Origin of the sequence: Bacillus sp. FSL R5-0422 (assembly GCF_038610765.1) — a bacterium.
Taxonomy (GTDB): Bacteria; Bacillota; Bacilli; order Bacillales; family Bacillaceae; genus Bacillus; species Bacillus pumilus_O.
In genome coordinates this window covers 1,715,469-1,737,466 of sequence record NZ_CP152014.1, presented here as the reverse complement: position 1 = coordinate 1,737,466, position 21,998 = coordinate 1,715,469, and the positions used below count along the sequence as shown (strand labels likewise).

Sequence of the window (21,998 nt, the reverse complement as noted above, 5' to 3'; positions counted from 1 at the left end):
ATAAAGAGAAGGGATGATTGAAATGAAAGAATTAAAAAAAGGATTTTCAGATAATTTCTTATGGGGTGGCGCAACTGCTGCCAATCAAATAGAGGGCGCATACTTAGAAGGTGGCAAGGGCCTGTCGACATCAGACTTTGCTGCATATAAAGATCCTTATGAAAAAGGAAAAGTGAACAATTTTACTTTCGATGTTAGTTCAACTGAATTAAAAAGATACAAGGAACAACCTGATGAATTTGATTTCCCAAAAAGACGCGGAATCGATTTTTACCATCGATATGAAGAGGATATTGCACTATTTGCAGAGATGGGCTTTAAAGTGTTTCGCTTGTCTATTTCATGGGCAAGAATCTTTCCAACTGGTTTAGAAGACAAGCCAAACGAAGAAGGATTGGCTTTTTACGATCAAGTATTTGATGAATGTGCGAAATATGGAATTGAACCGTTAGTCACGATGTCTCACTATGAAATGCCGATTACTTTAACAGAGAAATATAATGGCTGGATGAGTAGAGAGCTTGTCCCGTTGTTTGAAAAATATGCCCGCGCTATTTTAGAAAGATATAAAGATAAAGTGAAGTATTGGATTACATTCAATGAAATGAATATGAACCTCAACAGCCTTTACACCGGTGCTGGAATTTTAGAGGACCTAGTAGACCATAAATTACAGGCTGCGTATCAAGCATCACATCACCAATTTATCGCCAGTGCTCTCACAGTGAAGGCTGCAAAAGAAATCATTCCAAATGTCCAAATTGGCTGTATGATTAACCAAATTGAAGCCTATGCAAAAACAACGAAGCCAGAGGACCAGCTGCAAGCGGTAAAATCGAACCAATTGAATATGTTCTATCCGGATGTTCAAGCTAGAGGTGAATATCCAACATACATGGTGAAATATTTTGCTGACAACGACATAAAGCTCGATATCGAAGAGCAAGATGAGCAAATTTTGAAAGAGGGCATCGTTGATTTTGTGGCAATCAGCTACTATATGTCCCACGTAGCAGAAGCGCGAGAAGATGCAGCCGAGCTAGCGGGTACATTTGATAGCCCAATCAAAAATGAGCATTTGGAGTTATCACAATGGGATTGGCCAATTGATCCGATGGGTCTGCGCATTTCATTAATTAAGCTGTATGACAGATACCAAAAACCTTTATTTGTTTGTGAAAACGGACTTGGTGCAAGAGATACACTGACATCAGACGGAGAAATACACGACGATTATCGAATTGATTATTTAAAACAACATATTGAACAGATGAAAGAAGCAGTCAAAGAAGGTGTCGACTTAATGGGGTATACGCCTTGGGGTTGCATTGACTTAATTAGCTGCGGAACATCTCAAATGAGTAAACGCTATGGTTTGATCTATGTAGATCAAGACGACAGAGGGAATGGTACATTGAATCGTTACAGAAAGGATTCCTTCTACTGGTACAAAAATGTGATTGCAACAAATGGAGAAGATTTATCATAATCTAGAATGAATGATGAAAACATCATTGCGCCCGCCTTTATTTGACGGGCGCGATGGTGTTTTATTTGTTAACTGAAAAGTAACCCAAATCATGTCATAAAAGCACTAGATATCTCCTCGCTACAATAAACAAAAACTGGTCAAAAAATGTTTCACCTTGACCTTGAAGTATAGTTCAACCTTTATAATGTACATATAGTAAGAAAAATAATGAAAAAGGAGTAACGATGGAGTTGATGACTAGAGGAGAACTTGCCAAAAAAACAGGAGTAAGTCCTGCCACAATTCGTTACTATGAAGACCACAACATATTGCCTGCTCCAAGACGACGTTCAAACGGTTACAGATTCTATACAGAAGACTATGTTGTGAAGATTCAATTGATCAAAGATGCAAAAACGCTGGGTTATTCATTAAAGGAAATAGCTGAAATTATGAACATGCTAAGTCAAGACATAGACCTTGATACCCTAAGGGAAATTGTCCATCTTAAACATGAAGAAATTGAAAAGAAAATTAAAAGCCTTCGTCTCATTCAAGACCTTTTATCTAACTTATTAAAAACCCCTGAAACAAAAGTACACGTCTACCTGGAAACATTTCGTGTACCAAATCAGGATGATTAATCATCATATTGAGTGTTAGGAGAGAAAAAAATGAGTGTAGAAATTTATCATGGTGAACGTTCTAAAGAAAGTATTCAATTTGAAACATTATTCGCTTCGCAAAGTAATAAAGAGAGTTTTTCTAGTATCGAACATACAAAAAAATTTCTTGAGCAAAAAGGAATTGAAAATACGCAGCCTTATGCCATTGGGGATGATGTGAAATTAATTAGTGAGGTACAAGAGGAGATATTCGAAGGCATGCAAGTGTTCACATTGAATGAACAAGCATCACAAAATCAAAAAGTCATTCTCTATCTTCATGGTGGCGCATGGACAAATCAGCCTTTGAATGTCCATTGGTGGTTCATGGATAAAATGGCGCAATCACTCGATGCGAAAGTGGTCGCTCCTATCTACCCAAAAGTGCCTCATTATAGCTACAAGGATACGTATCCGAAAATTCTTAACCTATATAAAGACCTTCTGAAAACCGCCGGAAGTGCCAATCAATTGACGATCATGGGGGATTCAGCTGGCGGAAATATCTCACTTGGTCTGGCGCACCTTTTAAAGAAGGAAGGTCTGCCACAGCCGAAGGATATTATTTTATTATCTGCATGTGTTGACATGAGCTTAAGCAATCCTCTCATGTTTGAATATGCAAAGAAGGACCCGATTCTAGGTCATGAAGGAATGGAAGTCATTGCAAAGATTTGGACAGCTGATCAACATGTCACTGATCCATTGATCAGTCCCATATACGGTGACTTCAAAGGACTTGCGAAGATTACTCATTTCATTGGAACACATGATATGTTATATCCAGATGCCATAAAGCTCGATGAAAAACTAACAGAACAAGGAATGGACATCAAAACCTTTGTTTATCCTGAAATGCTGCATGTGTTTGTTGTCATGCCTATTCCTGAGGCACAAGATGCCGCGGAGAAAATCATTCAAGTGATCAATCGTTAGAAATTCAGTTCACACCAAAAAGACTGCTTACTTGAAAGCAGTCTTTTTAAATACAATCACAATATCAATCCATAACAGATTAAACTTTCCTTAAATTGCAATATATGTTTACAAGGAGCATCTTTCCCATTAACATGAAGATTGTTCGCTTTATCATTGGAATGAAACAAATGGGTAGTTAGTAAAGGAGAGTGGATAATGATGATGTCTTTTCTTCAACCTATGGCTCTGATCTTATTTACATTGCCTTTGTTAATTTTAATATGGGGGATTGTAGGCTATATCCTCTTTAAGCGGGTCTACATCGTTCTAATGATCACCTTTGCAGCTTCAACCATTTTTATCTTTGCCTATACGGGGTTTGATATGTCGAATATGTATTGGGTCATTACGATGACCTTTTTATGCATGTGTACCTCTGTCATCACAAAAATCATCCACTATATGATTCGTCGCTATAAAAAAGGATAAGAAGATGATATATGCAAACATAAGCTGTTTTTGTTCCCATTCATTTCATCTCACGCCACAGTTCATCACCTCATGTTTGGTATAATTCATACGAGTAGTGAGGTGAAAGGGGAACGCGATGAAAACTTTTGATCTATCACAAAAAGATGTAGAATTAGTTGACGAAGCAAAAAAGAAGATGATCAGTCTTTATGAAGATGATAAACACCATGTAGGGGCAGCGATCCGTATGAAAACAGGAGAAATCATATCAGCTGTCCATATAGAAGCCTATATCGGACGGGTAACTGTTTGCGCAGAAGCCATTGCGATTGGTAGCGCTTTATCAAATGGATATAAGGATTTTGATACCATTGTTGCAGTGAGACACCCTTATTCAGATGAAGAAGATAGAAGCATTAGGGTAGTAAGCCCTTGCGGCATCTGCCGAGAGCTCATTTCAGACTTTGGACCAGCATGTTTTGTCATCCTTGAGATCGATGGGGAGCTGGTCAAGGTGAAAATCGAAGAACTCATTCCGCTCAAATATACTCGAAGCTGATGTACCACATAAAGATAAAGTAGAAAAAGAGATGTAGCAAACGCTAAATGTGACCCTTGCTACATCCAAGATGACTGAAAAATCGCTCCGCAAAAGCAGCCCCATATATTTTCTCCATATGTTTCGTGTTAAAAATATACTGTTCCATTTGTTCAAGCTTGCGCATACTGCGCACTAGTATTTTCCGATCATCGTCAGACAGAGTAGGGTCATCATCTATTTTCTCTAAGGCCTTTTTCACACGTTCAGATACATTTTCAACATATAAATGGTTTTTGAATGCTGGCGGATTACATGCCGACAGGTCACAGCCTATAAAACGAACACCGTCAAGGGTACAGTATTCAAAATCGGCGATCAGCTTTTGTTTGCCATTTCCCTCAAACGTAATATCTATTAGCTTACCAGCAAAAGTACAATTGACGATGTTCGCAACCTGTAAAACGCAGTCATTGAATCTACATTTAGAGAAAGTACAATCGATAAACGTAGCATTCTCCAATGTCATTCCTCTCATATCGCAGGAAGAAAATACGCAATTGGTGAAGACGGCTTCGTTTTTGCCAATGCCCACAGAGCGCAAGTCGGAACGAATAAAAGTACAATGATCAACCGTACTACCGGCAAAAAATCTTGCATTCGTGAGATCACACGTATCAAATACAAGATGATCCAAGTGACAACTCCAAAAAATAGGAGAACGAACATTTGAGTTGATGATTGTCGTTCTGCTGATTGTTTCGTTTTCATACCTGGTAACATCAGAAAATGTTTCGTTGTCTATTGATATACCTGACTCTACTCTTCTCATCGCTATCACCCTATCATTTCTTCGGAATTCTTCACAATCATGATGTCCATTTAGCAAGTTCATTTCATTTTTCTTAGCGCTTGTCTTTGACTCAAAATTATATCACAAAACGATACGCACCCAGCAAAGAACAGGTATCCATTTTCATGATGAAAGGGGCATAAAAGAATAAAAGGTATGACACATTTCCAGAACCAAATGGAAGTCTATTTTTCACAACAGACTACTGCTCGGCATCGACATCGGCATGGGCATCGCCGGACATTCTTATGGCGGGCCTACAGCGGCTATTGTTTGCCGGGATGACGACCGGTTTGTCTGCGGGGTTGGCTTAGATAGTGGTGCCTTCGGCCTTCTCGACAGCGATCTCAATAAACCCTTTTTGCTCCTGTTTTCTGAACCGAATTATGATATGAATGCGATCGTTGGTGCTAACAATAGCATGGAAACCTATTATTTCACTGTTGATGGTGCTGCACATTTAGATTACTGTGACATCGTGTTTACAGGTGTAGAGGAGGAACTGAGAGGCACAAGGGATGCATTAGAGATGCGTCATCTTGTGACAGACTATACGAAGACGTTTTTTGATCATTACATCCTGCAAAAGACTGCACATGTGGAAAACCTATCATATGATGGTGTAAACTTAATCAAAAAAACAAACAGCAAATGAGATAGAGGAAACTGTTAATCATAACCTTTTAAAGAGTCGGTTTAAAGTTGAATATTAATTCATAAGCAAAAAGAGCAGCCAGCGACTGCTCTTTTTTCGTGTCTCAATCTTTATGCGTTTTGAATGGACCTTTTGTAATATGAGTCAGCTCAGAGTTTATATCAAAGATTTTCGCATTGATGTCTGTTATGCCAAAGCTCGTGATTCTTTTAGAATGCATATCGAGATATGTTTCGGCTGCTTCTTTTGTTTCAAATAAATAAATCCCGCCAGCCTCATTTTTCTCAGGATTCTCCGTCCATATCTTCCATATGAACCCGTCCTCTTCATTAATACTTCTCGCTAAATCAGAAAACTCTTTTGCCAATTCATCTCCGAAAGGACCATTCATCTTAAAATCCACTTGTAATACGTAAGCCATCATCATTCTCCTTATGTTGAAGTTGTGAAATACTGTTCTCCTAGAACTTCTTTCAATTGGAACGATTCTTGTGAAAGTTCTTTCTCCATAAAAGAAAGCACATCCGATTGTTCAACATCGTACATCACTTCAATCTCTTTAGAGAAGAGACATTTTTCTTTTTCGAGTAAGGCAGAAACCACGGGGAGCTTCTTCGGTTGAAGCTCTTCTGTGTTTAAAGCTTGCTTTAATCCATCAATATAGACGTCTAATGGTCGACCACCTGTGATTTTAACTCCTTTATTTTCTTCGTTGACGAAGATGATGGTCGGAAAACCTCTTGCACCGAAGTCTCGAACAAGAGCAAAATCTTGATTTAATAAGTCTTGTCCGCTTGGGAGCTCCGCTTCATGTAAAATCACATCTCCATTCAGTCCAAGGTTATTAACGATATCAATCAAAACCGCGATATCCGATATATTTTGATTGAATGCAAATAGCGCTTCTCTTGCACGGCGTAAAAACGTATAGGCTTGTTCATCACCGTGATGTTTTTGAATCACTTTGAACACACGAGAGGATGGGTATGAGGATTGAACAGGATTGTCAATCATTAAGGACCCATCTATTGGCATGCGAGAATGTTCTCCGACTTCTCTCCAGTGACCCGCAACATCAGCCGGCTTATAAATTCCGTTTGCAGGATCAATTGGACCATCATGCCATTTCTCTAGCAGTCCACCTAACACAGTCTGAAAATGAAAATAATGTCCATATTCCTCTTTCAAACGACGCAGGACAGGTTCAATTGCCCAGCAATGAGAACAAATTGGATCTGTTACATAGTAGAGTGTAATGGTTTTTTTAGGTTGGTGAAAGTCAATGACTTGGATATCTTCCTCTTCACCTACACCACATACACCAGTTTCTAAATCACAAAACATGTCATTGTTTTTCAAGTTATTTCCTCTTTTCTGTTTAAGTATTAATGTCTGATGGTTTTTAAAGCTGTAGACCAAGATACGACTTCAACCAGCATCGTATCAACCGTTTCTTCATGAAACGCTGCGGGCTTAAAGGTTGTCATATGTTCAAAGTCAGTAAAAAGACTTAGCCCAGGTTGAGTACGAACTGTTGCAACAGCCGGAACAGATAAAATTAACCGTAAGTTATTTGCTGCTGTCACACCTAGAGAAGAACCATAGCTGACAATTCCAGCTGCCTTGTTGTTCCATTCAGTATATAAGTAATCAATCATATCTTTCAGTCCAGCTGTGACCGCTTTGTTGTATTCAGGCGTGACAAAAATAAACCCATCAAGCTCACTCACTTTTTTTGACCATGCATGCGCTTCTGGTGTTTGATAATCCTTTGACATGAGGGCAGGTGCTGGTTCGTTGTAGCGAGGCAGCTCATAATCCTTAATATCAACGATCTCAAAAGTAGCATCCGTTCGTTTATCTGCGATGGATTTTACCCATTCCGCTACTTGAATATTAACTCTTGAATCTCTTGTACTACCAGTGATAATCCCTATTTTAATCATGATATTTCCTCCTTAATTGTTCAGGAATACTCGTTTCCTGATCCGTTGTTTGAATCAAGCCATCATTTGCTTTACAATTGAATCTTAAGACAGAATGAGTGAGATCAACACCAATAATTTCTTCAATTTGTTGTTTATCCAACAGATTGATGCATGTGTTTAAAAAGAAGGGGGAAGAAGATGACGCAGCCAAAGACAGATCCGCGCGTATTAAGAACTCGTAAATTAATAATGGAGTCATTCATCAAGCTTTCATCAAAAAAGGAATTTAAGGATATTACGGTGAAAGATGTGACAGCAGAAGCTATGATTAATCGGGCGACGTTTTATTATCATTTTGAGGATAAATACGATTTATTAGATAAAACACTCTCAGAAGTATTGTCGATTAATTTAGAAAGTATCAATTTTAATAATAGTAAACTAGATGAAGATACAATGATGAATATCTTTAAAGCGCTAGCCAGTTTTCAACAATCTCTGCATAATCGGTGCCAAGTAGAATATGAAACTGAACTTGCTCCAATTGTTCGAGAACAGCTTGAAATTATTTTTTATCAATTGTTAGTGAATCAATATACTAATGTCGAAAAACAAGTGTTGAAGGTCACGGCTGTTTTTTTAAGCTGGGGGATTCACGGAGCTTCTGTTGAATGGAGAAAGAATAGTTCGCACATTTCTTCAGAAAAATTTATCAAATCAGCATTGCCGTATATCATGTCAGGTATTGATTTTAAGCATAACCGGTAGACAATTTGACAATGCGTCACCGCTCCACTAATATAAATGCTATAGCATATAAAATAATTAAAGGGTGTTTACATGAAGTTACACGATTTAATAGGTTATCTCGTTCATCGCACTGATGTGAAAATGACGAATTATTTTACGAATAGGTTAAAGCCGTACGGAGTTACACCAGAACAGTGGGGTATTATTAGTATTCTTAACCATGAAAAAGGGACGACTCAAAAAGAATTGGCAGAAGGCATTGATAAAAATCAAACCACTGTCGTCAGAATGATCCAGTCAATGGAACGAAAAGGGCTTGTCAAAAAAATCTATAATGAACAAGACCGGCGCTCACATCATTTGTTTTTAACAGAAAAAGGAGACGAGATCAAAAAGGCGATTCTTCCTGTCGTCATCGATGCACATCGAACTGTGACAAATCAATTAAGCGATGAAGAGATTCAACAATTAAAATTACTTTTAAACAAATTATTTCATTCAGACTATCCGTCTTGATAAATCTGTAAAGCAGGAACAACCTCTATTTTTGCACGATATATGCTATGACATATAAAATTCACTTTTTAGGAAGATGTGATCACTATTTTCATTCTTATTCTACAAATTGTATTGGCTGTTTTCTTTTTCCTCACAGGAACGAAAATCATATCAGGGAAAATGGCAGAAGAGTTCAAACGATTTGGTTTACCTGCATTTTTCAATGTGTTAACGGGGGCTCTTGAGCTAATAGGCGCCGCTGGAATGCTCGTCGGCATATGGATGTCAACATTAGCATTATTATCAGGCTTATTGTTAGGAGGCACGATGCTGGCAGCTGCATTTACTCTGATCGTATTGGCCAGAGATCCCATTAAAAAAGCAATTCCTGCACTTGTTTTATTCGCTCTTAGTATTGGGGTCAGTCTATACCACTTTCTTTAAATTCATATCAAGGTAAGTCACAAACCTAAACAAATCTCCATTGTTCCAATGATGGATGTTGTTTAGGTTTTTTAGCGATTGAATCGTCTTCGGAGAACTAAGCATGAGACAGCAAATACTACGAAAGCGCCCGCTGATCCAGCAGCAAACATCAGCTCAGTTTGTTCTGGTTTGGCTTTGAATAACAAAGGGATAGAAAGAATAAGCGCGGCACCACTAAAGCCTAATCCTAATATCAGCATGGCCAATAATTTATTCATAGAAACACCTCTTACACTTAGAGTTAGAACCATTGGGACCTACTGATCAAAAGTGTATCATATGATGGTGGGTGATTGGTTTCTTTTCATTAAAACACAATCGTGAAACAAATAATTATAACGAACACTGTTCTTTGCGAACAATGTTCGTTATAATATAAATGAGATGTAATTTAAAACGATTTCCACAAAGGAATGAGGAGATGCATAAGATGACGGCATTATCTAAGGATCAAAAGCAAATCGCTATCATTGGAGGAGGACCTGGGGGACTAACACTCGCCTTAATTCTGCAAAATTACGGTATACAAACAACCATCTATGAACGGGAAATGCATGACAAGAGCCTTGAACGTGGAGGCTCGCTGGATATTCATGAAGAAACAGGTCAAAAAGCCTTAAAAGAAGCAGGAGTTTATGAGAAATTTCAAAAAAATGCCCGTTATGAAGGAGAAGATTTCCGATTACTTGATAACTTAGGAAGAATTTATTTAGATGAAGAAACGGAATCAGATCAAAAAGGCACTCGCCCAGAAATTGATCGTGGTGTGTTATGTGAACTACTGTTAGATCAAATTGATGCTAAAAATATCAAATATGGTTATAAACTAGAAAGATGCGTTTCATTAGAAAACGGCATGACGGAGCTTCATTTTGAAAACGGGGTTGTCGAGACAGTTGACCTTTTGATTGGGGCTGATGGTGCTTTTTCTCGTGTGCGTCCTCTGTTAACAGATATTGATATTGAATACTCAGGTCTCACGATGCTGGAATTGAATGTCTTAAGCGTAGAGGAGAATTACCCTGATTTAGCTGAATTTAATAAACGTGGTAAAATGTTTGCTTTAGCAGACCACAAAGGACTAATTGGTCAGTTAAACGGTGATGGACGGATTAAAGTGTATGTAAGCCTAATGGTAGAACGCAACTGGATCGAAACTTGTGGTATACCGTTTCATCAAGCGAAAGAAGCAAAAGAACAATTATTAACGTTATTTAGTGATTGGGATGATCAGCTCAAAAATTATATTCGGTATGCAGAAGATGCCATCATTCCAAGACGGATTTATACGCTTCCTACTAGTTTTAAATGGAACCGTCATAAAGGAGTAACGCTTATCGGTGATGCAGCTCACGTCATGTCGCCATTCGCAGGCGAGGGTGTAAACATGGCGATGTTTGATGCAAGGGAGCTCGCACTTGCTATTATCCGACATCCTCATGATACTGAAAAGGCTATTGAAGAATACGAAGACAAGATGTACGAATATTCATCGGAGAAAGCTCGTGAATCGGAAAAAAGTTTAAAACTGTGTTTTTCAAAAGATGCTGCGGTCAAACTTGCAAATATGATGAATTCTTTTCAAGAAAACGGTGATTGATGCTCAATTTACTATTTTACTTTGACATGTTATAAAGAGATTATGAACAATTCAAATCGTCGTATTATAAGTCGCCGGTCTCGGCCGGCTAAAGAGCCCTTAAGCCGTGAGCTCATTGTGAAAACGGCCTATGAGCTTCTTAAGGAGCATGGGATAGAGGGCATGAGTATGCGTAAGGTGGCTAAAGCCTTGGATACGGGACCTGCATCCTTGTATGTCTACGTGAACAATTTTCAAGAACTCACTGCTTACGTATTGGATTATGGTCTCGGCCAAATGGTTTATCCAGATTCTGCGGATCGCACATGGAAAGAACAGTTATTTGACATATTGCATACTTATTTCCTACTGCTATTCGAGAAACCTGGTCTTGCTGAAATTTCTCTTTCCACCATCCCGCAAGGAACGAACTTTTTACAGTTGACCGAACATATTCTCGCTGCATTGCATGAAGGCGGGATCAAATCTACATCCGCTGCATGGGGAGTAGACCTATTGCTGTTATACGTATCTTCGGTAGCATACGAAAAGGTCTCTTGGAAAAAACATGAATCTTCGCAGGTTTCAGACACAAAAAAAGCATTTCATGATGCAGACAAGACGCGTTTTCCTTTCATTCATCGTGTAAAAGAAGAAATGTTTGCAGGTGATCCCGTTTCAATGGAACGATTCCGATGGGGAATTGACGTCATTTTGTATGGAATTCAGCAAAAAAACAATTAGAAAGGAGCACAAGTAAAAAGCAGTCAATGGCTGCTTTTTTTTATATGGTGAATTTCATATTTGTGATCTTGAAAGCATCATAATGTATAAATAAATCTATATATTGTTTTTATATATAAAAAATTATATAATCTAGTGGAATAAAAAAATGAGGTGCTTAGGCATGGAACATATTAAAAAGTTATTAGAGAGTTATATTCCTTTAGCAAAATCTACTGCAAAAATGTTTGGACCAAATTGTGAAGTGGTGATTCATGATTTAACGAACCCTCAAGCATCTGTCATGTTTACAGTAAATAACCATGTGACAGGAAGAGAAATCGGCCAATCATTTGATCATCTAGTCAAGACTGTATTACAATCAGAAGATTTTAAAGAAGATTATCTGGCTGGTTATACATTTGTAACAGAAGATAAGCGTACGATTCGTTCTTCGACTTCATTAATACGTGATTCAAAGCAAAAAGTGATTGGCGCTTTCTGTATTAATTTTGATATTGAAGCCCTAAATCAAATGCAGCAATTTATAGATACTTTTCTTACTACACAAGTGGAAGCTCAAGGTGCAGAAACAACATCAAATGATGATCTTGAAAATGTTGAAGAAATAGTGGATCAATTGATTCAACAAATCATTCAAAATAGTGTTCATCCAGTCATGAAACGTCATGAAAAAATTGAACTAATTAAATTCATGGATGAAAAGGGCATTTTTTTAATGAAAGGATCTGTTGAAAAGGTCGCATCTATGCTAGGCATTTCCAAAGTAACCGTCTATAGCTATTTGGATGAAATTAAAAATAAATCGAGGTAAGGAGTGTCAACATGGAAAGCATACTCGAGGTAGGAAATCTAAAATCAAACGGGCACTATGCATTCGCAACCATTCATCAAAACACAGTCTATGTTTCGGGACAATTTGCCATCAATCCCGAAACGACAGAAAAAGAGTTCGGTCCCATTGAAGAAGAGACATTACAAGCGCTTAAGAATGTAGAGATGATTGTAGAGGCTGCGGGAAGTAAAAAAGAGAAGATTTTGCGCATGACATTATACATTTCGGATATTCATTTATGGGACAAAGTCGATGCTGTTTATACGGAATTTTTCGGTGAACATAAACCAGCGCGTACGATTGTTCCAACGAATGAATTACATTTTGGTTTTAAAATTGAAATGGATGCCATTGCATATATTTAAGATATTTTTTCCCTACTATATATAAAAAATTATATTTCATATAAAAAAATATTCAAAGGGGTAGATGATTGATGAATCAATTAATTTGTCACCATTGCGGGAAAAAATATGAGATGACACCAACTCTATGGAAATGTGATTGTGATGGCGTATTAAATCTAGTGAAAGATACCCCGAAAATAGACGTAGCAGCTTGGAATCACTATCCAAACTCCTTATGGCGTTATGTTGAAACCATGCCATTTTCAAAAGGTTCCAACACTTGGGAAACGGTCACAATGGGGGAGGGTCAATCCCCTTTAATCGTACTAGATCCTCATGAGCCAAACACTTATGTAAAAGTTGATTTTATGATGCCGACATTATCCTTTAAAGACCGAGGAGCCTCTGTGTTGATGACACATGCAAAAGAATTAGGGGTATCAAAGGTGATTGCTGATAGTAGTGGGAATGCAGGAACGGCGATTGCAGCTTATGCAGCACGTTGCGGTATCGCCTGTGACATCTATCTAAGCGATGACACTTCACCCAAAAAAGTCGCTCAAATCAAAGCCCATGGCGCAACGATTAAAGAAATTCACGGGACGCGAGAAGACATTGCAGCTGCGGCACAAATGGCAGTAGACAATGAAAAGGTTTTTTATGCAAGTCATGTCTATAACCCTTATTTTTTTGAAGGCACTAAAACATACGCCTATGAAATCTATGAACAACTAAATGGAGCACCTGATGCTTTAATCATTCCGGTTGGAAACGGTACTCTCCTCCTAGGGGCGTATTATGGTTTTAAAGAGTTATTTGAAAATGGTTTGATTCTTAAAATACCGAAAATCATTGCCATACAAGCGAAAAACTGTGCACCTCTTGTGAAAGCTTATCAAAATGAAGAGAAATCAGCATCGCCTGTCACAAATAAAGGGACCTTAGCAGAAGGGATAGCCATTGCTGCCCCGGCGCGCTCTAAACAAATTTTAGAAGCTGTACAAGATACCCATGGTACATTTATAGATATTGAAGAAGATGAGATATTGAATGCTCGCTCTAAATTAAGTGAGAAAGGATTTTATGTCGAAGTGACCTCAGCAGTCAATTTGGCTGGCTACATGAAATATCAAAAGAAACCAGAAGAAACCATTGTCATACCTCTTTGTGGTGCAGGGATAAAATCAAAATAACCTGAGAGAAAAATCACGCAGAACGCTCTCTATCTGGCAGAAGGAACAGAGTTAGCGCATCAACAAAATGAGCCAATGGGATTGATATAAGATGAGAAGAAAGCTACTTTAGTAAGCATGTTTAAATCGTAGTAGCTTTCTTCCCAGTCTACCTAATGATTTTTCATTTGTTCCTCTCCCCAATAACATATCTCATCTAATACAGGCATCAGTGATAAACCCTTTTCAGATAAACGATATTCTACTTTTGGAGGCACTTGAGGATATTCTTTACGATTAATTAATTGATCCGCTTCCAGTTCTTTTAGTGTATTGGTTAATGTTTTAAAAGAGATAACCCCAAGCATTCGTTTCAACTGATTATAGCGAATAGGACCATTGTTTGCATATAAAGCATACGGTACCGTCATCTTATATTTCCCACCAATTAATGATAAAGTGTATCCAAATCCAGTTTCTTTTAGGTCAACATTAGCTGTAAAGGATTCTTTAGTCATTTCACACTCTCCTTTAGGTTAGTATCGCACTTTAATTACCGTACTTGTAGTACGTTATAGCATACAATAAAATGAATGTACATCAAAATATGATGAAAATAACAAAAAAGGGTGAATGAATAATGAAAACGATTGTCTATGCACATCCTTGGGATGGAAGCTATAATCATGCCATTTTGACTTCCATTATAGAAAATCTAGAAACAAAGAGAGAACCATTTCAAGTGATCGATTTATATAAAGATGGGTTTAATCCTGTTTTTTCAGCTGAAGAATTTCAATATTTCAATAAAGGAGAAACACCTTATCAATTAGTTAAGGATTATCAAGAGAAATTAAATCAGTCAACTGAATTGATATTTATATTTCCTGTCTGGTGGTGGGATTTACCTGCTATTTTAAAAGGATTTATTGATAAAGTGATGTTAAGAGGTTTCGCATTCTTGGAAGATAAAAATACTGGTGCTTTGAAGGGCTTATTGACAAATATAAAAAAAACAACCGTGATCTCGACATCTTCAACAGATAAGGATTATATAGAATCTGAAGCTGGGAATGCGATTCAAAGCGTTTTTATTAACAGAACTCTTGCTGACTTGGGAATTAAAAATGAAGACACCAAATGGATTCATTTTTCGAGAGTTAACTTAACAACAGATGAAAAGAGAATGATATTTTTAAAAGAAATCGCCCAAAGTATTTAATTTACTGTTTCAACAATTTTCGGTAACAAATCAAATTATGTATGCAAGCAAAACAACACTCAAGATTTTGGTTCTGAACTATAGAGAGTTGATTTTAATCTAAATGAAAGAAGTGTTTTTTTACAATCTATTTAAAAACTAGTTGAACAAGCAACATATAAGTAATTGTGCCACCAGCTATTGAAAGCAACATACTCCCTTTTCCAGTAATGCAGAGCAACTATTAAGAAAATAGCGATTCATTCAGGAATACCATGTGTTCCTAAATGAAAATTGACATCTCTTACGCAATAGATGACCAATAGTCCAAGAACAGCTGGTGGTAAGAATTTTCCTAAATATTGTTTGAATGTAGGAGTAGGCTTATTTGCAGTAAATATAATAAACGGAAGCATGATGACTAATACGACAACTCCTAAAGTGATAATTTTCTGCGCTAATGTCATTGTTCCATAACCTCTCGTCTTTTTGTACTCGTATTCATAATGTAAGAATGCTTAATATTAATGCCATTGCAGGTAAAATGAATTACGCAGCTTCAAAAACGATGAGACATAGAAGAGAAGTTCCCAATCACACAATAGAACTGTGATGCTTTTTTCCCTTCATCCATTAATCTAGAAAAATAACCACAAACAATGCAGCCATAACAAACTCTAAACCCTTTGTTTGAAAGTGAATAAAGGATCTAAATAAACCTCCAATCGTTGCTCCAAATACCCAATAAAAGTGATTAAGTAAGGTGACAAACAAGAACTAGCTCTTATCTATATTTTCAGATATTTTAGCTGTGCTATTAATCGCAAAAGATTCAACGCACAGACCAAAGATTAAATAGCCCTTTTTTCCCTGTCCCTTTATATTTATCCAACATTGATAAATCATAAAATAAATGGCGGGCATTCAGCCTCATTGTTAAAATGCTGCATTTAATTGATTAAAAGCTGTCAGTAACAGAATGGCTGCAACAAATTCCATAGAAACCGCAAATATTAAGAGACTCATTAATGTAGCATAAACAGAGTGGAATCCAAGTGAATTCATAAATATTCCGTAAGCTGAACCTAAAAATAAAAACCCAGTCAGAAAAGGCAGGGTACTTGGAAAAGCAGCTTTAAACGCTAAAAGAATTTTTTCTCTTTGTTTCATGTTTTCACTCCCATTGAATTCATTTAATATCAGTTATAACACGCTATATACATACAGAAATAACAAAATTGTATCCACTACAATATTAAGTTTCAGAAATTAATTGCATTGAAAAGCAACTAATTCTAAAATAATGTAAAATCCCCTTACAATTAATGAAAATGTATGGGATTTAAAAAGGCGCTAAAAATGCCGATTAATTCAATCCCAAACGAAAGAAACAGAAGTAATAGTAAATTTGATAGCCGCGGGACTGAATCACTGTGATTTATTTATTCTTGATAAACACAAATCTACAGAACCACCAGTAATCATTTGATTAGATGGTGCTGGAGTAATCGGTTCTGTTGGTACTGAGGTGCATCTTGTTCGAGTGGGAAATCAAGTCATCATAAATCCAGGAATTGGGTGGAAGGATAACACAAATGACCTCCTGAAGGTTTTTCAATACTTGGCCATCCTGATCATGGCACTTTTGCAGAAAAAATTGCGATTACTGCTGATAATGTAGCACCTAAGCCTAAACACTTATCTTGGGATGTATTGTCACTTTGTAGCAATCGTTTATGTGACTGCACGATCAGATGAAAAGAGCCCAAAAGCGATTGAGTTTGGCGCAGATATAGCGATTGATAGTAATGAAAATTTGGGATCAGTTGCTTGATGGAGAAAAAGTGGATCTTGTAATTGACTCAGTTGGTGCTGCTACGATTTACAAGTCACTACACCAGGTAATAGAGGGGACGATCGTTACCTTCGGTGCCTCCGCTGGAGATATAGCCCAAATTAATTTGCGTGATTTTTTCAATGGACAGGTGACCCTTTTAGGCTCTACTATGGGAAGCAATGAAGAGTTTCTAGAAATGATTGAATTTATAAAACAACATGGAATTAAGTATTGATCGCGTTTATCCTTTAAATGAATTCAAAAAATCTTTCAGTGGAATTGAATCCTCAAATCAATTGGGTAATATTGGCTTTTTTTATTTAATTAAATCCAAATAAAAAATCACACACAATGGTTATATCTGTTTTTTTATTGTTATTCCCTACCTATAAGTCTATATAGTGTATCAAGCTCTATTTTAGATGTTGAGACAACAAATAAGAAAATCAGTGTTTCTTACGTATTTAAGTGATATGATTTTATCATACATGTGTTTGTAAGATGATAAGCAAATAAGCGCATAGTACAGTAGTAGCTATTTATATGTTAAAAGGGTGATGTTATGAGTAAGGAGTTACAGCTGGAAATTTTAAACAAATGGGTGAATTTCAACGCGATGACAGACAAGATTATAAATGAATTAGAAACTGCTTTAAAAGAACAAAATAATATATCCCTGAAAGAATTCTATGTGATGTATTATTTATCACAAGAAACTGATCGCAAGTTGCGATTACAACAACTCCAAGAATTGATAGGGTTAAGTCAAAGTGCAATGTCACGATTAGTAGGTAGGCTCGAAGCTAAAACGTGTGGTTCACTAGAAAGATCCACTTGCGAGGATGATAAACGTGGTATTTATACTTCTTTAACACAATCTGGGGAAGAAAGGTTTGGACGAGCATTACAAACCTTTAATTTAGCCATGAAAGAAATCGAAGAGAATCAAAATAGTATCATTTTTGATATTTTAAAGAACAAAGTGAACAACTAAGAAGAGGGGGAATCGTTTGATCCCCTCATGTAAACATGGCTATTGACAGGAACAACTAGAGATGTTAGATTAGGAAAGTAAATGCAGACGCATGCAAATATTATGAGGAGTTGACCACAATGAAAGAGCAGAATATATTTGATCCATTTACTTTGAAAGGGTTAGAGGTAAAGAATCGTATTATGATGTCTCCGATGTGCCAATACAGTGTAGATAAGAAAGACGGCATAGCAACTGACTGGCATTATATTCACTATGTAAGTCGTGCTATTGGGGGGGCAGGATTAGTAATGGTGGAAATGACAGATGTTGAACCTGATGGACGTATTTCAAATTATGACTTAGGTTTATGGTCAAAAGAACAAGTCCCGGCATTACAACGAATTGTAGACGGCATTCATCAATACGGAGCTAAAGCAGCAATTCAAATTGCCCATGCTGGTCGAAAAGCTGAAGATGCAGAGGTGCCAGTAGCTCCTTCAGCCATCCCTTTTGACGAGAATTCAAAAACACCAAGAGAATTAACGACAGATGAAGTTTATGAATTGATTGAAAAATTTCGTAGATCTGTAAGGCTTGCTGTCAAAGCAGGGTTCGACGCTATTGAAATTCATGGCGCTCACGGTTATTTAATTCATCAATTTCACTCTCCATTAACAAATAAGAGAACAGATGAATTCGGTCAAGATCTTACAAAATTCGGATCAGAAATCTTGAAAGCTGCAAAAGAGGAAATCCCAGATGATATGCCTCTCATAATGCGTATTTCTGCTAAAGAGTATGTAGATGGAGGTTATAATATTCAAGATGCTATTGAATTAGCCAAAGCATATCATCAAGCAGGTGCTGAGATTTTCGATATTACTTCAGGCGGAGAAGGTCAGATTCCTGCGATGAATAGGCCTGGAACACACGCAGCATACCAAGTTCCATTAGCAAGAGAAATTAAAAAAGCATTAAATGTGCCAGTTATAGCTGTAGGACGTTTAGATGATCCGATTTTAGCAAATGCAGTTGTAGGTATGGAAGATGCAGATCTAGTTGCTGTAGGAAGAGGAATGCTCCGTAATCCATATTGGGCAATGGAAGCAGCAAAACAATTAAAAAAATCAACTGACGAATTGGTTCCAAAACAGTATGAAGCTGGTTTCTAAATAGATTATTATTACAACCTCAAGGGTGCAATGATTTGGCAATTTTCATTGCACCTAAATTATTGTTTTCGTAAGTTACTTTAAAGTACCTAATTTCATAAAAGTTTTATCTTATACAGTTAATAATCCTGAAATAAGAGAGGCTGAACAAATTGTCGAATAAAGAGGAATTTAATTACATAGATGTAGATATTTTAGTTTACATAATATATATTCTAGGAAGTTAAACAATGAAAAGCATTTCTTTTGTCTCAATTCTAAGTATACTTATCTTATTGAGACAAAAAAGAAAAATCAAAATCCTACGTTTATTCGCCAGATTTTGATTCATCCAGATACTTTATGATTTTCGCTGGATTTCCGCCAACCACGACATTTGCTGGGACACTTTTTGTCACAACGGCACCAGATGCTATGACAGCATTGTCACCAATGGTGACACCAGGATTAATAATAGCGCCGCCGCCAATCCATACGTGGTTTCCAATGGTGACTGGTTTACCAAATTCAATGCCTTTTGCACGTTCTAGATGTCCAATGGCAATTTTGCATACGTCTAATAACACCGCATCAAAATTCGCAAAAAAATGCTCGCCAACTTCGATATTGTATCCGTAATCACACTGCAGTCTTCCTTCAAAAACGACATCATCGCCGCAAGCACCTAATAATTCCTTTAAAATGGATGTTCTTTTTTCAGGCTGATTGGTTTGCTGATATGAAAATGTCAATTGTCTCGCTCTTTCTCGATCTGCGATCAAGGTTTCGTCACTAGATACATAATGTTCTCCTTGAATCATTTTTTCTTTCTCACTTTTCATATTGATCCTCTCCTCCCCTTCTATTTATCATATCACCTATATGTTTATTTTATCTTCTTATCAGAAGAATTGGGATGGTATGAATTTTTTGCCTAAGATTGCCCCTGTTCCTGCCCCAAGTTATTTACGAATCGCCCTGTCTCATTTATAATCGAGTAGATTTGTTCAGGAACAGATACATCTTTAAATGTGAGGGATTTACATGGAATTAAAGTGGTATAAAGCCATCATCATCATTTTCACGATGTCTGGTATCTCCATTTCCACATGGTTTTCACGGACACCAGAAGTGAGAGATTTGTTACAAGCCAATACAGGAACGATGGGTCTCATCCTACTCGGCTTATCCGTTGGTTCAATTGTTGGACTTGTTCTTTCAAATGTATTTGTTCGAAAAAAAGGCGGACGAGTGGCGATTGTCATTAGTGCTTTTTTGATGTTTCTGGGGTTCATCACTCTTGCTGTTGGTTCGACCCTCTCTTCTATCTTTGTCGTCACAGCCGGGCTATTTCTTTTTGGAGCAGGTTCAGGTATGTGCAATGTGGCGATGAACCTAGAAGGGACAGAAATTGAATATAGGATTAAGAAAACCATTTTGCCTATATTGCATGCTTCATTTAGCATTGGTACTTTAATTGGAGCAGGAGCTGGCATTCTTTTTATCCATCTAGGGATCTCTGTGTTGAATCACTTACTTGTCATTGCCCTTCTTTTCTTTCTCAGCATCTTCATTTGTACCAAGTTTATTCCGCACGGGACTGGAATGGATCAGCATGAGAACCACCCGCAGCCAGATACAATAGATAATCATCAAACGCCGTGGCTGAATAAACGAACGATCTCTCTTGCCTTGATCGCCTTATGTCTTGCGTTTGTCGAAGGATCTGCTAATGACTGGATTCCACTTGCAATGGTGGATGGATACCAGGTTTCACATTCCATGAGTACAGTCATCTATGCGTTATTTTTATGCGGGATGATTAGCGGTAGATTAATTAGCGGACGTTTGATCGACCGTTTTGGCAGGGTGTTATTGCTAAGAGTTGCGATTGTATCAGCTGCTGCTGGACTATTCTTGGTCATTTTAAAGATCTCTCTTGTGGTATGCATGATATCGATCTTTTTATGGGGACTTGGCGCTTCTTTAGGCTTCCCACTAACCATTTCTGCTGCTGGTGATGATAGCCGGTATGCCGTGAAACGAGTCAGCATTGTGACCTTATCAGGTTACACCGCCTCTCTTTCTGGTCCGCCTATATTAGGGCTGCTTGCAAATCAAGTTGGACTGCTTCACGCCTTTATTTTTGTTTTATTCGCCATATGTATAGCGGGAATCTTTACAAAAGCTGTCGCAAAACCGCATGCATCACAAGTTCACTAAAAGTGTCTGATCCTCGATCATGGCACTTTTTTTAAATTTAAAAAATAAAATTGAAACCTTTCATGAAGTGAAACAGTCCTATAAATGTCCTGATGTTTATCGCTTTTTTAAAGAGGGAAAGTAAAAAAATAAGACTTTTCAAATAACAGAAAACGTGGTAAGATCATGAAAATAAACAGGAAGGGGTGAGATAAATGAAAAAAAATATGCTGCTAAAATTAGCTGTCTTATTCATAGCACTCGCAAGTTTTCATTTGTTCTCAATGCCTCATTCCGTTCAGGTATACCATCATGCAAAGGTGGTTGCCGATCAAGAATCACATGAGATGAAAATCGCTCAAACAATGGGCGATGAAAAGAAACAAAAACATGTGAGCGCAGTATTTGCCGCATTTACAGTACTGCTGATGATTGGCAGTATGACAGCTGGATTTGCACGCATCACTCATACTGATCAATATGACCGGAAAAAGAAGCATTTACTTGCAGTGTTCTATCAATCTTCTTATTTCCGACTATCTCGTGTTTAACCCAACCATTTAAATCAAAACAAAAATTGGGAGGTTTTACACGATGTTATTTTTCTTAAGAGTATTCATTCTAGGTCTATTCTCTGTCACTTCACTTTCTCTTTTCATTTACCAAGGAATTGAAGTAGTGCACGCCATTACAAGCATGTTTGGCAATCACGAGAGCTAAG

At 37.3% G+C, this 21,998-nt stretch carries 28 protein-coding genes and 3 pseudogenes; 21 read left to right on the top strand and 10 right to left on the bottom strand.

Translation table 11 applies throughout. The features are described from left to right. Window positions 1–13: 13 nt before the first annotated feature. The 5 genes from MKX52_RS08765 to MKX52_RS08745 all read left to right on the top strand — a co-directional run bounded on the left by MKX52_RS08765 (window position 14) and on the right by MKX52_RS08745 (window position 4,084). Window positions 14–1,489: a family 1 glycosylhydrolase gene (locus tag MKX52_RS08765; RefSeq protein ID WP_285855744.1), complete on the top strand. Its 1,476-nt coding sequence runs from the start codon at window positions 14–16 to the stop codon at window positions 1,487–1,489. A gap of 227 nt (window positions 1,490–1,716) precedes the next feature. Further along, window positions 1,717–2,115, top strand: coding sequence for a MerR family transcriptional regulator (locus MKX52_RS08760; RefSeq protein ID WP_144503201.1), 399 nt, complete (start codon window positions 1,717–1,719; stop codon window positions 2,113–2,115). 30 nt (window positions 2,116–2,145) lie between these two features. Further along, a complete protein-coding gene (locus MKX52_RS08755) occupies window positions 2,146–3,072 on the top strand; it encodes an alpha/beta hydrolase (RefSeq protein ID WP_342491814.1) in 927 nt (308 codons plus the stop codon). Window positions 3,073–3,270: 198 nt separating this feature from the next. Further along, on the top strand, window positions 3,271–3,543 hold the full coding sequence (locus MKX52_RS08750; RefSeq protein WP_012010137.1) for a DUF2651 family protein: 273 nt from the start codon (window positions 3,271–3,273) through the stop codon (window positions 3,541–3,543). 118 nt (window positions 3,544–3,661) lie between these two features. Continuing rightward, window positions 3,662–4,084, top strand: coding sequence for a cytidine deaminase (locus MKX52_RS08745; protein ID WP_216886852.1), 423 nt, complete (start codon window positions 3,662–3,664; stop codon window positions 4,082–4,084). Window positions 4,085–4,127: 43 nt separating this feature from the next. Here the strand turns inward: MKX52_RS08745 and MKX52_RS08740 are convergent, their stop codons facing one another. After that, on the bottom strand, window positions 4,128–4,895 hold the full coding sequence (locus MKX52_RS08740; protein ID WP_342491813.1) for a pentapeptide repeat-containing protein: 768 nt from the start codon (window positions 4,893–4,895) through the stop codon (window positions 4,128–4,130). A 205-nt stretch (window positions 4,896–5,100) separates the two neighbouring features. Between MKX52_RS08740 and MKX52_RS08735 the strand changes: the two are divergent. Further along, window positions 5,101–5,571: pseudogene (locus MKX52_RS08735) on the top strand (choline esterase); the annotation flags it as partial. A 103-nt stretch (window positions 5,572–5,674) separates the two neighbouring features. Here MKX52_RS08735 and MKX52_RS08730 read toward each other — a convergent pair. From MKX52_RS08730 to MKX52_RS08715, 4 genes are read right to left on the bottom strand one after another with little or no spacing between them, the layout of a single operon-like run. Further along, window positions 5,675–5,992, bottom strand: coding sequence for a monooxygenase (locus MKX52_RS08730; protein WP_012010133.1), 318 nt, complete (start codon window positions 5,990–5,992; stop codon window positions 5,675–5,677). Between the two features lie 11 nt (window positions 5,993–6,003). Next, window positions 6,004–6,930 carry a DsbA family protein gene (locus tag MKX52_RS08725; RefSeq protein ID WP_342491812.1) on the bottom strand — a complete coding sequence of 309 codons (927 nt, stop codon included), beginning with the start codon at window positions 6,928–6,930 and terminating at the stop codon, window positions 6,004–6,006. Window positions 6,931–6,956: 26 nt separating this feature from the next. Next, complete coding sequence (locus MKX52_RS08720; RefSeq protein WP_342491811.1) at window positions 6,957–7,517, bottom strand: NAD(P)H-dependent oxidoreductase; 561 nt, start codon at window positions 7,515–7,517, stop codon at window positions 6,957–6,959. Then, on the bottom strand, window positions 7,510–7,659 hold the full coding sequence (locus tag MKX52_RS08715) for a hypothetical protein (protein ID WP_186319919.1): 150 nt from the start codon (window positions 7,657–7,659) through the stop codon (window positions 7,510–7,512). The genes MKX52_RS08720 and MKX52_RS08715 overlap by 8 nt, the downstream gene beginning before the upstream one ends. A 38-nt stretch (window positions 7,660–7,697) precedes the next feature. Here MKX52_RS08715 and MKX52_RS08710 point away from each other — a divergent pair, with 38 nt between their 5' ends. The 3 genes from MKX52_RS08710 to MKX52_RS08700 all read left to right on the top strand — a co-directional run bounded on the left by MKX52_RS08710 (window position 7,698) and on the right by MKX52_RS08700 (window position 9,191). Beyond that, window positions 7,698–8,267 (top strand): TetR/AcrR family transcriptional regulator, encoded by a 570-nt coding sequence (locus MKX52_RS08710; protein WP_088002772.1) that lies wholly within the window; start codon window positions 7,698–7,700, stop codon window positions 8,265–8,267. A 72-nt stretch (window positions 8,268–8,339) separates the two neighbouring features. Further along, window positions 8,340–8,765: a MarR family transcriptional regulator gene (locus MKX52_RS08705; protein WP_342491810.1), complete on the top strand. Its 426-nt coding sequence runs from the start codon at window positions 8,340–8,342 to the stop codon at window positions 8,763–8,765. 78 nt (window positions 8,766–8,843) lie between these two features. Continuing rightward, window positions 8,844–9,191, top strand: coding sequence for a DoxX family protein (locus tag MKX52_RS08700; protein WP_342491809.1), 348 nt, complete (start codon window positions 8,844–8,846; stop codon window positions 9,189–9,191). 71 nt (window positions 9,192–9,262) lie between these two features. On the opposite strand, the gene MKX52_RS08695 is transcribed toward MKX52_RS08700, so the two are convergent. Next, window positions 9,263–9,451 carry a hypothetical protein gene (locus tag MKX52_RS08695; RefSeq protein ID WP_012010127.1) on the bottom strand — a complete coding sequence of 63 codons (189 nt, stop codon included), beginning with the start codon at window positions 9,449–9,451 and terminating at the stop codon, window positions 9,263–9,265. 212 nt (window positions 9,452–9,663) lie between these two features. On the opposite strand from MKX52_RS08695, the gene MKX52_RS08690 reads away from it, so the two are divergent. From MKX52_RS08690 to MKX52_RS08670, 5 genes are all read left to right on the top strand, one after another. Next, entirely contained in the window at window positions 9,664–10,833 is a 1,170-nt protein-coding gene (locus MKX52_RS08690; protein WP_342491808.1) for an NAD(P)/FAD-dependent oxidoreductase, read from the top strand. Between the two features lie 42 nt (window positions 10,834–10,875). Next, window positions 10,876–11,556 carry a TetR/AcrR family transcriptional regulator gene (locus MKX52_RS08685; RefSeq protein WP_342491807.1) on the top strand — a complete coding sequence of 227 codons (681 nt, stop codon included), beginning with the start codon at window positions 10,876–10,878 and terminating at the stop codon, window positions 11,554–11,556. 163 nt (window positions 11,557–11,719) lie between these two features. Further along, the gene (locus tag MKX52_RS08680; protein WP_012010126.1) at window positions 11,720–12,370 is read left to right on the top strand and encodes a PAS domain-containing protein; all 651 of its coding nucleotides are present in this window, start codon (window positions 11,720–11,722) and stop codon (window positions 12,368–12,370) included. A gap of 11 nt (window positions 12,371–12,381) precedes the next feature. Further along, on the top strand, window positions 12,382–12,756 hold the full coding sequence (locus tag MKX52_RS08675) for a RidA family protein (protein WP_144459820.1): 375 nt from the start codon (window positions 12,382–12,384) through the stop codon (window positions 12,754–12,756). Window positions 12,757–12,827: 71 nt separating this feature from the next. After that, window positions 12,828–13,931, top strand: a complete 1,104-nt coding sequence (locus tag MKX52_RS08670) for a threonine synthase (protein ID WP_342491806.1) — start codon at window positions 12,828–12,830, stop codon at window positions 13,929–13,931. Window positions 13,932–14,083: 152 nt separating this feature from the next. Here MKX52_RS08670 and MKX52_RS08665 read toward each other — a convergent pair whose 3' ends face one another. Beyond that, complete coding sequence (locus tag MKX52_RS08665; protein WP_342491805.1) at window positions 14,084–14,428, bottom strand: helix-turn-helix domain-containing protein; 345 nt, start codon at window positions 14,426–14,428, stop codon at window positions 14,084–14,086. Between the two features lie 122 nt (window positions 14,429–14,550). Here MKX52_RS08665 and MKX52_RS08660 point away from each other — a divergent pair, with 122 nt between their 5' ends. Continuing rightward, window positions 14,551–15,132 carry an NAD(P)H-dependent oxidoreductase gene (locus MKX52_RS08660; RefSeq protein ID WP_342491804.1) on the top strand — a complete coding sequence of 194 codons (582 nt, stop codon included), beginning with the start codon at window positions 14,551–14,553 and terminating at the stop codon, window positions 15,130–15,132. Window positions 15,133–15,259: 127 nt separating this feature from the next. Here MKX52_RS08660 and MKX52_RS08655 read toward each other — a convergent pair. Both MKX52_RS08655 and MKX52_RS08650 read right to left on the bottom strand, forming a co-directional pair. Then, a pseudogene (locus tag MKX52_RS08655) lies at window positions 15,260–15,578 on the bottom strand (AzlD domain-containing protein). Window positions 15,579–15,663: 85 nt separating this feature from the next. After that, a pseudogene (locus tag MKX52_RS08650) lies at window positions 15,664–16,281 on the bottom strand (AzlC family ABC transporter permease); the annotation flags it as partial. A 638-nt stretch (window positions 16,282–16,919) separates the two neighbouring features. On the opposite strand from MKX52_RS08650, the gene MKX52_RS08645 reads away from it, so the two are divergent. The 3 genes from MKX52_RS08645 to MKX52_RS08635 all read left to right on the top strand — a co-directional run bounded on the left by MKX52_RS08645 (window position 16,920) and on the right by MKX52_RS08635 (window position 19,096). Beyond that, complete coding sequence (locus MKX52_RS08645) at window positions 16,920–17,183, top strand: zinc-binding dehydrogenase (protein WP_342491803.1); 264 nt, start codon at window positions 16,920–16,922, stop codon at window positions 17,181–17,183. A 327-nt stretch (window positions 17,184–17,510) separates the two neighbouring features. Next, window positions 17,511–17,942, top strand: coding sequence for a MarR family transcriptional regulator (locus tag MKX52_RS08640; RefSeq protein WP_342491802.1), 432 nt, complete (start codon window positions 17,511–17,513; stop codon window positions 17,940–17,942). Between the two features lie 119 nt (window positions 17,943–18,061). Beyond that, window positions 18,062–19,096, top strand: a complete 1,035-nt coding sequence (locus tag MKX52_RS08635; RefSeq protein ID WP_342491801.1) for an NADH:flavin oxidoreductase/NADH oxidase — start codon at window positions 18,062–18,064, stop codon at window positions 19,094–19,096. A 308-nt stretch (window positions 19,097–19,404) separates the two neighbouring features. Here the strand turns inward: MKX52_RS08635 and MKX52_RS08630 are convergent, their stop codons facing one another. Next, window positions 19,405–19,917 carry a sugar O-acetyltransferase gene (locus MKX52_RS08630; RefSeq protein WP_342491800.1) on the bottom strand — a complete coding sequence of 171 codons (513 nt, stop codon included), beginning with the start codon at window positions 19,915–19,917 and terminating at the stop codon, window positions 19,405–19,407. A gap of 202 nt (window positions 19,918–20,119) precedes the next feature. Here MKX52_RS08630 and MKX52_RS08625 point away from each other — a divergent pair, with 202 nt between their 5' ends. The 3 genes from MKX52_RS08625 (at window position 20,120) to MKX52_RS08615 (ending at window position 21,997) form a co-directional block, all read left to right on the top strand. Beyond that, complete coding sequence (locus MKX52_RS08625; protein ID WP_342491799.1) at window positions 20,120–21,298, top strand: MFS transporter; 1,179 nt, start codon at window positions 20,120–20,122, stop codon at window positions 21,296–21,298. A gap of 194 nt (window positions 21,299–21,492) precedes the next feature. Beyond that, window positions 21,493–21,828 carry a hypothetical protein gene (locus tag MKX52_RS08620; RefSeq protein ID WP_003210975.1) on the top strand — a complete coding sequence of 112 codons (336 nt, stop codon included), beginning with the start codon at window positions 21,493–21,495 and terminating at the stop codon, window positions 21,826–21,828. A gap of 43 nt (window positions 21,829–21,871) precedes the next feature. After that, window positions 21,872–21,997: a hypothetical protein gene (locus MKX52_RS08615; protein WP_342491798.1), complete on the top strand. Its 126-nt coding sequence runs from the start codon at window positions 21,872–21,874 to the stop codon at window positions 21,995–21,997. Window position 21,998: the final 1 nt, after the last annotated feature.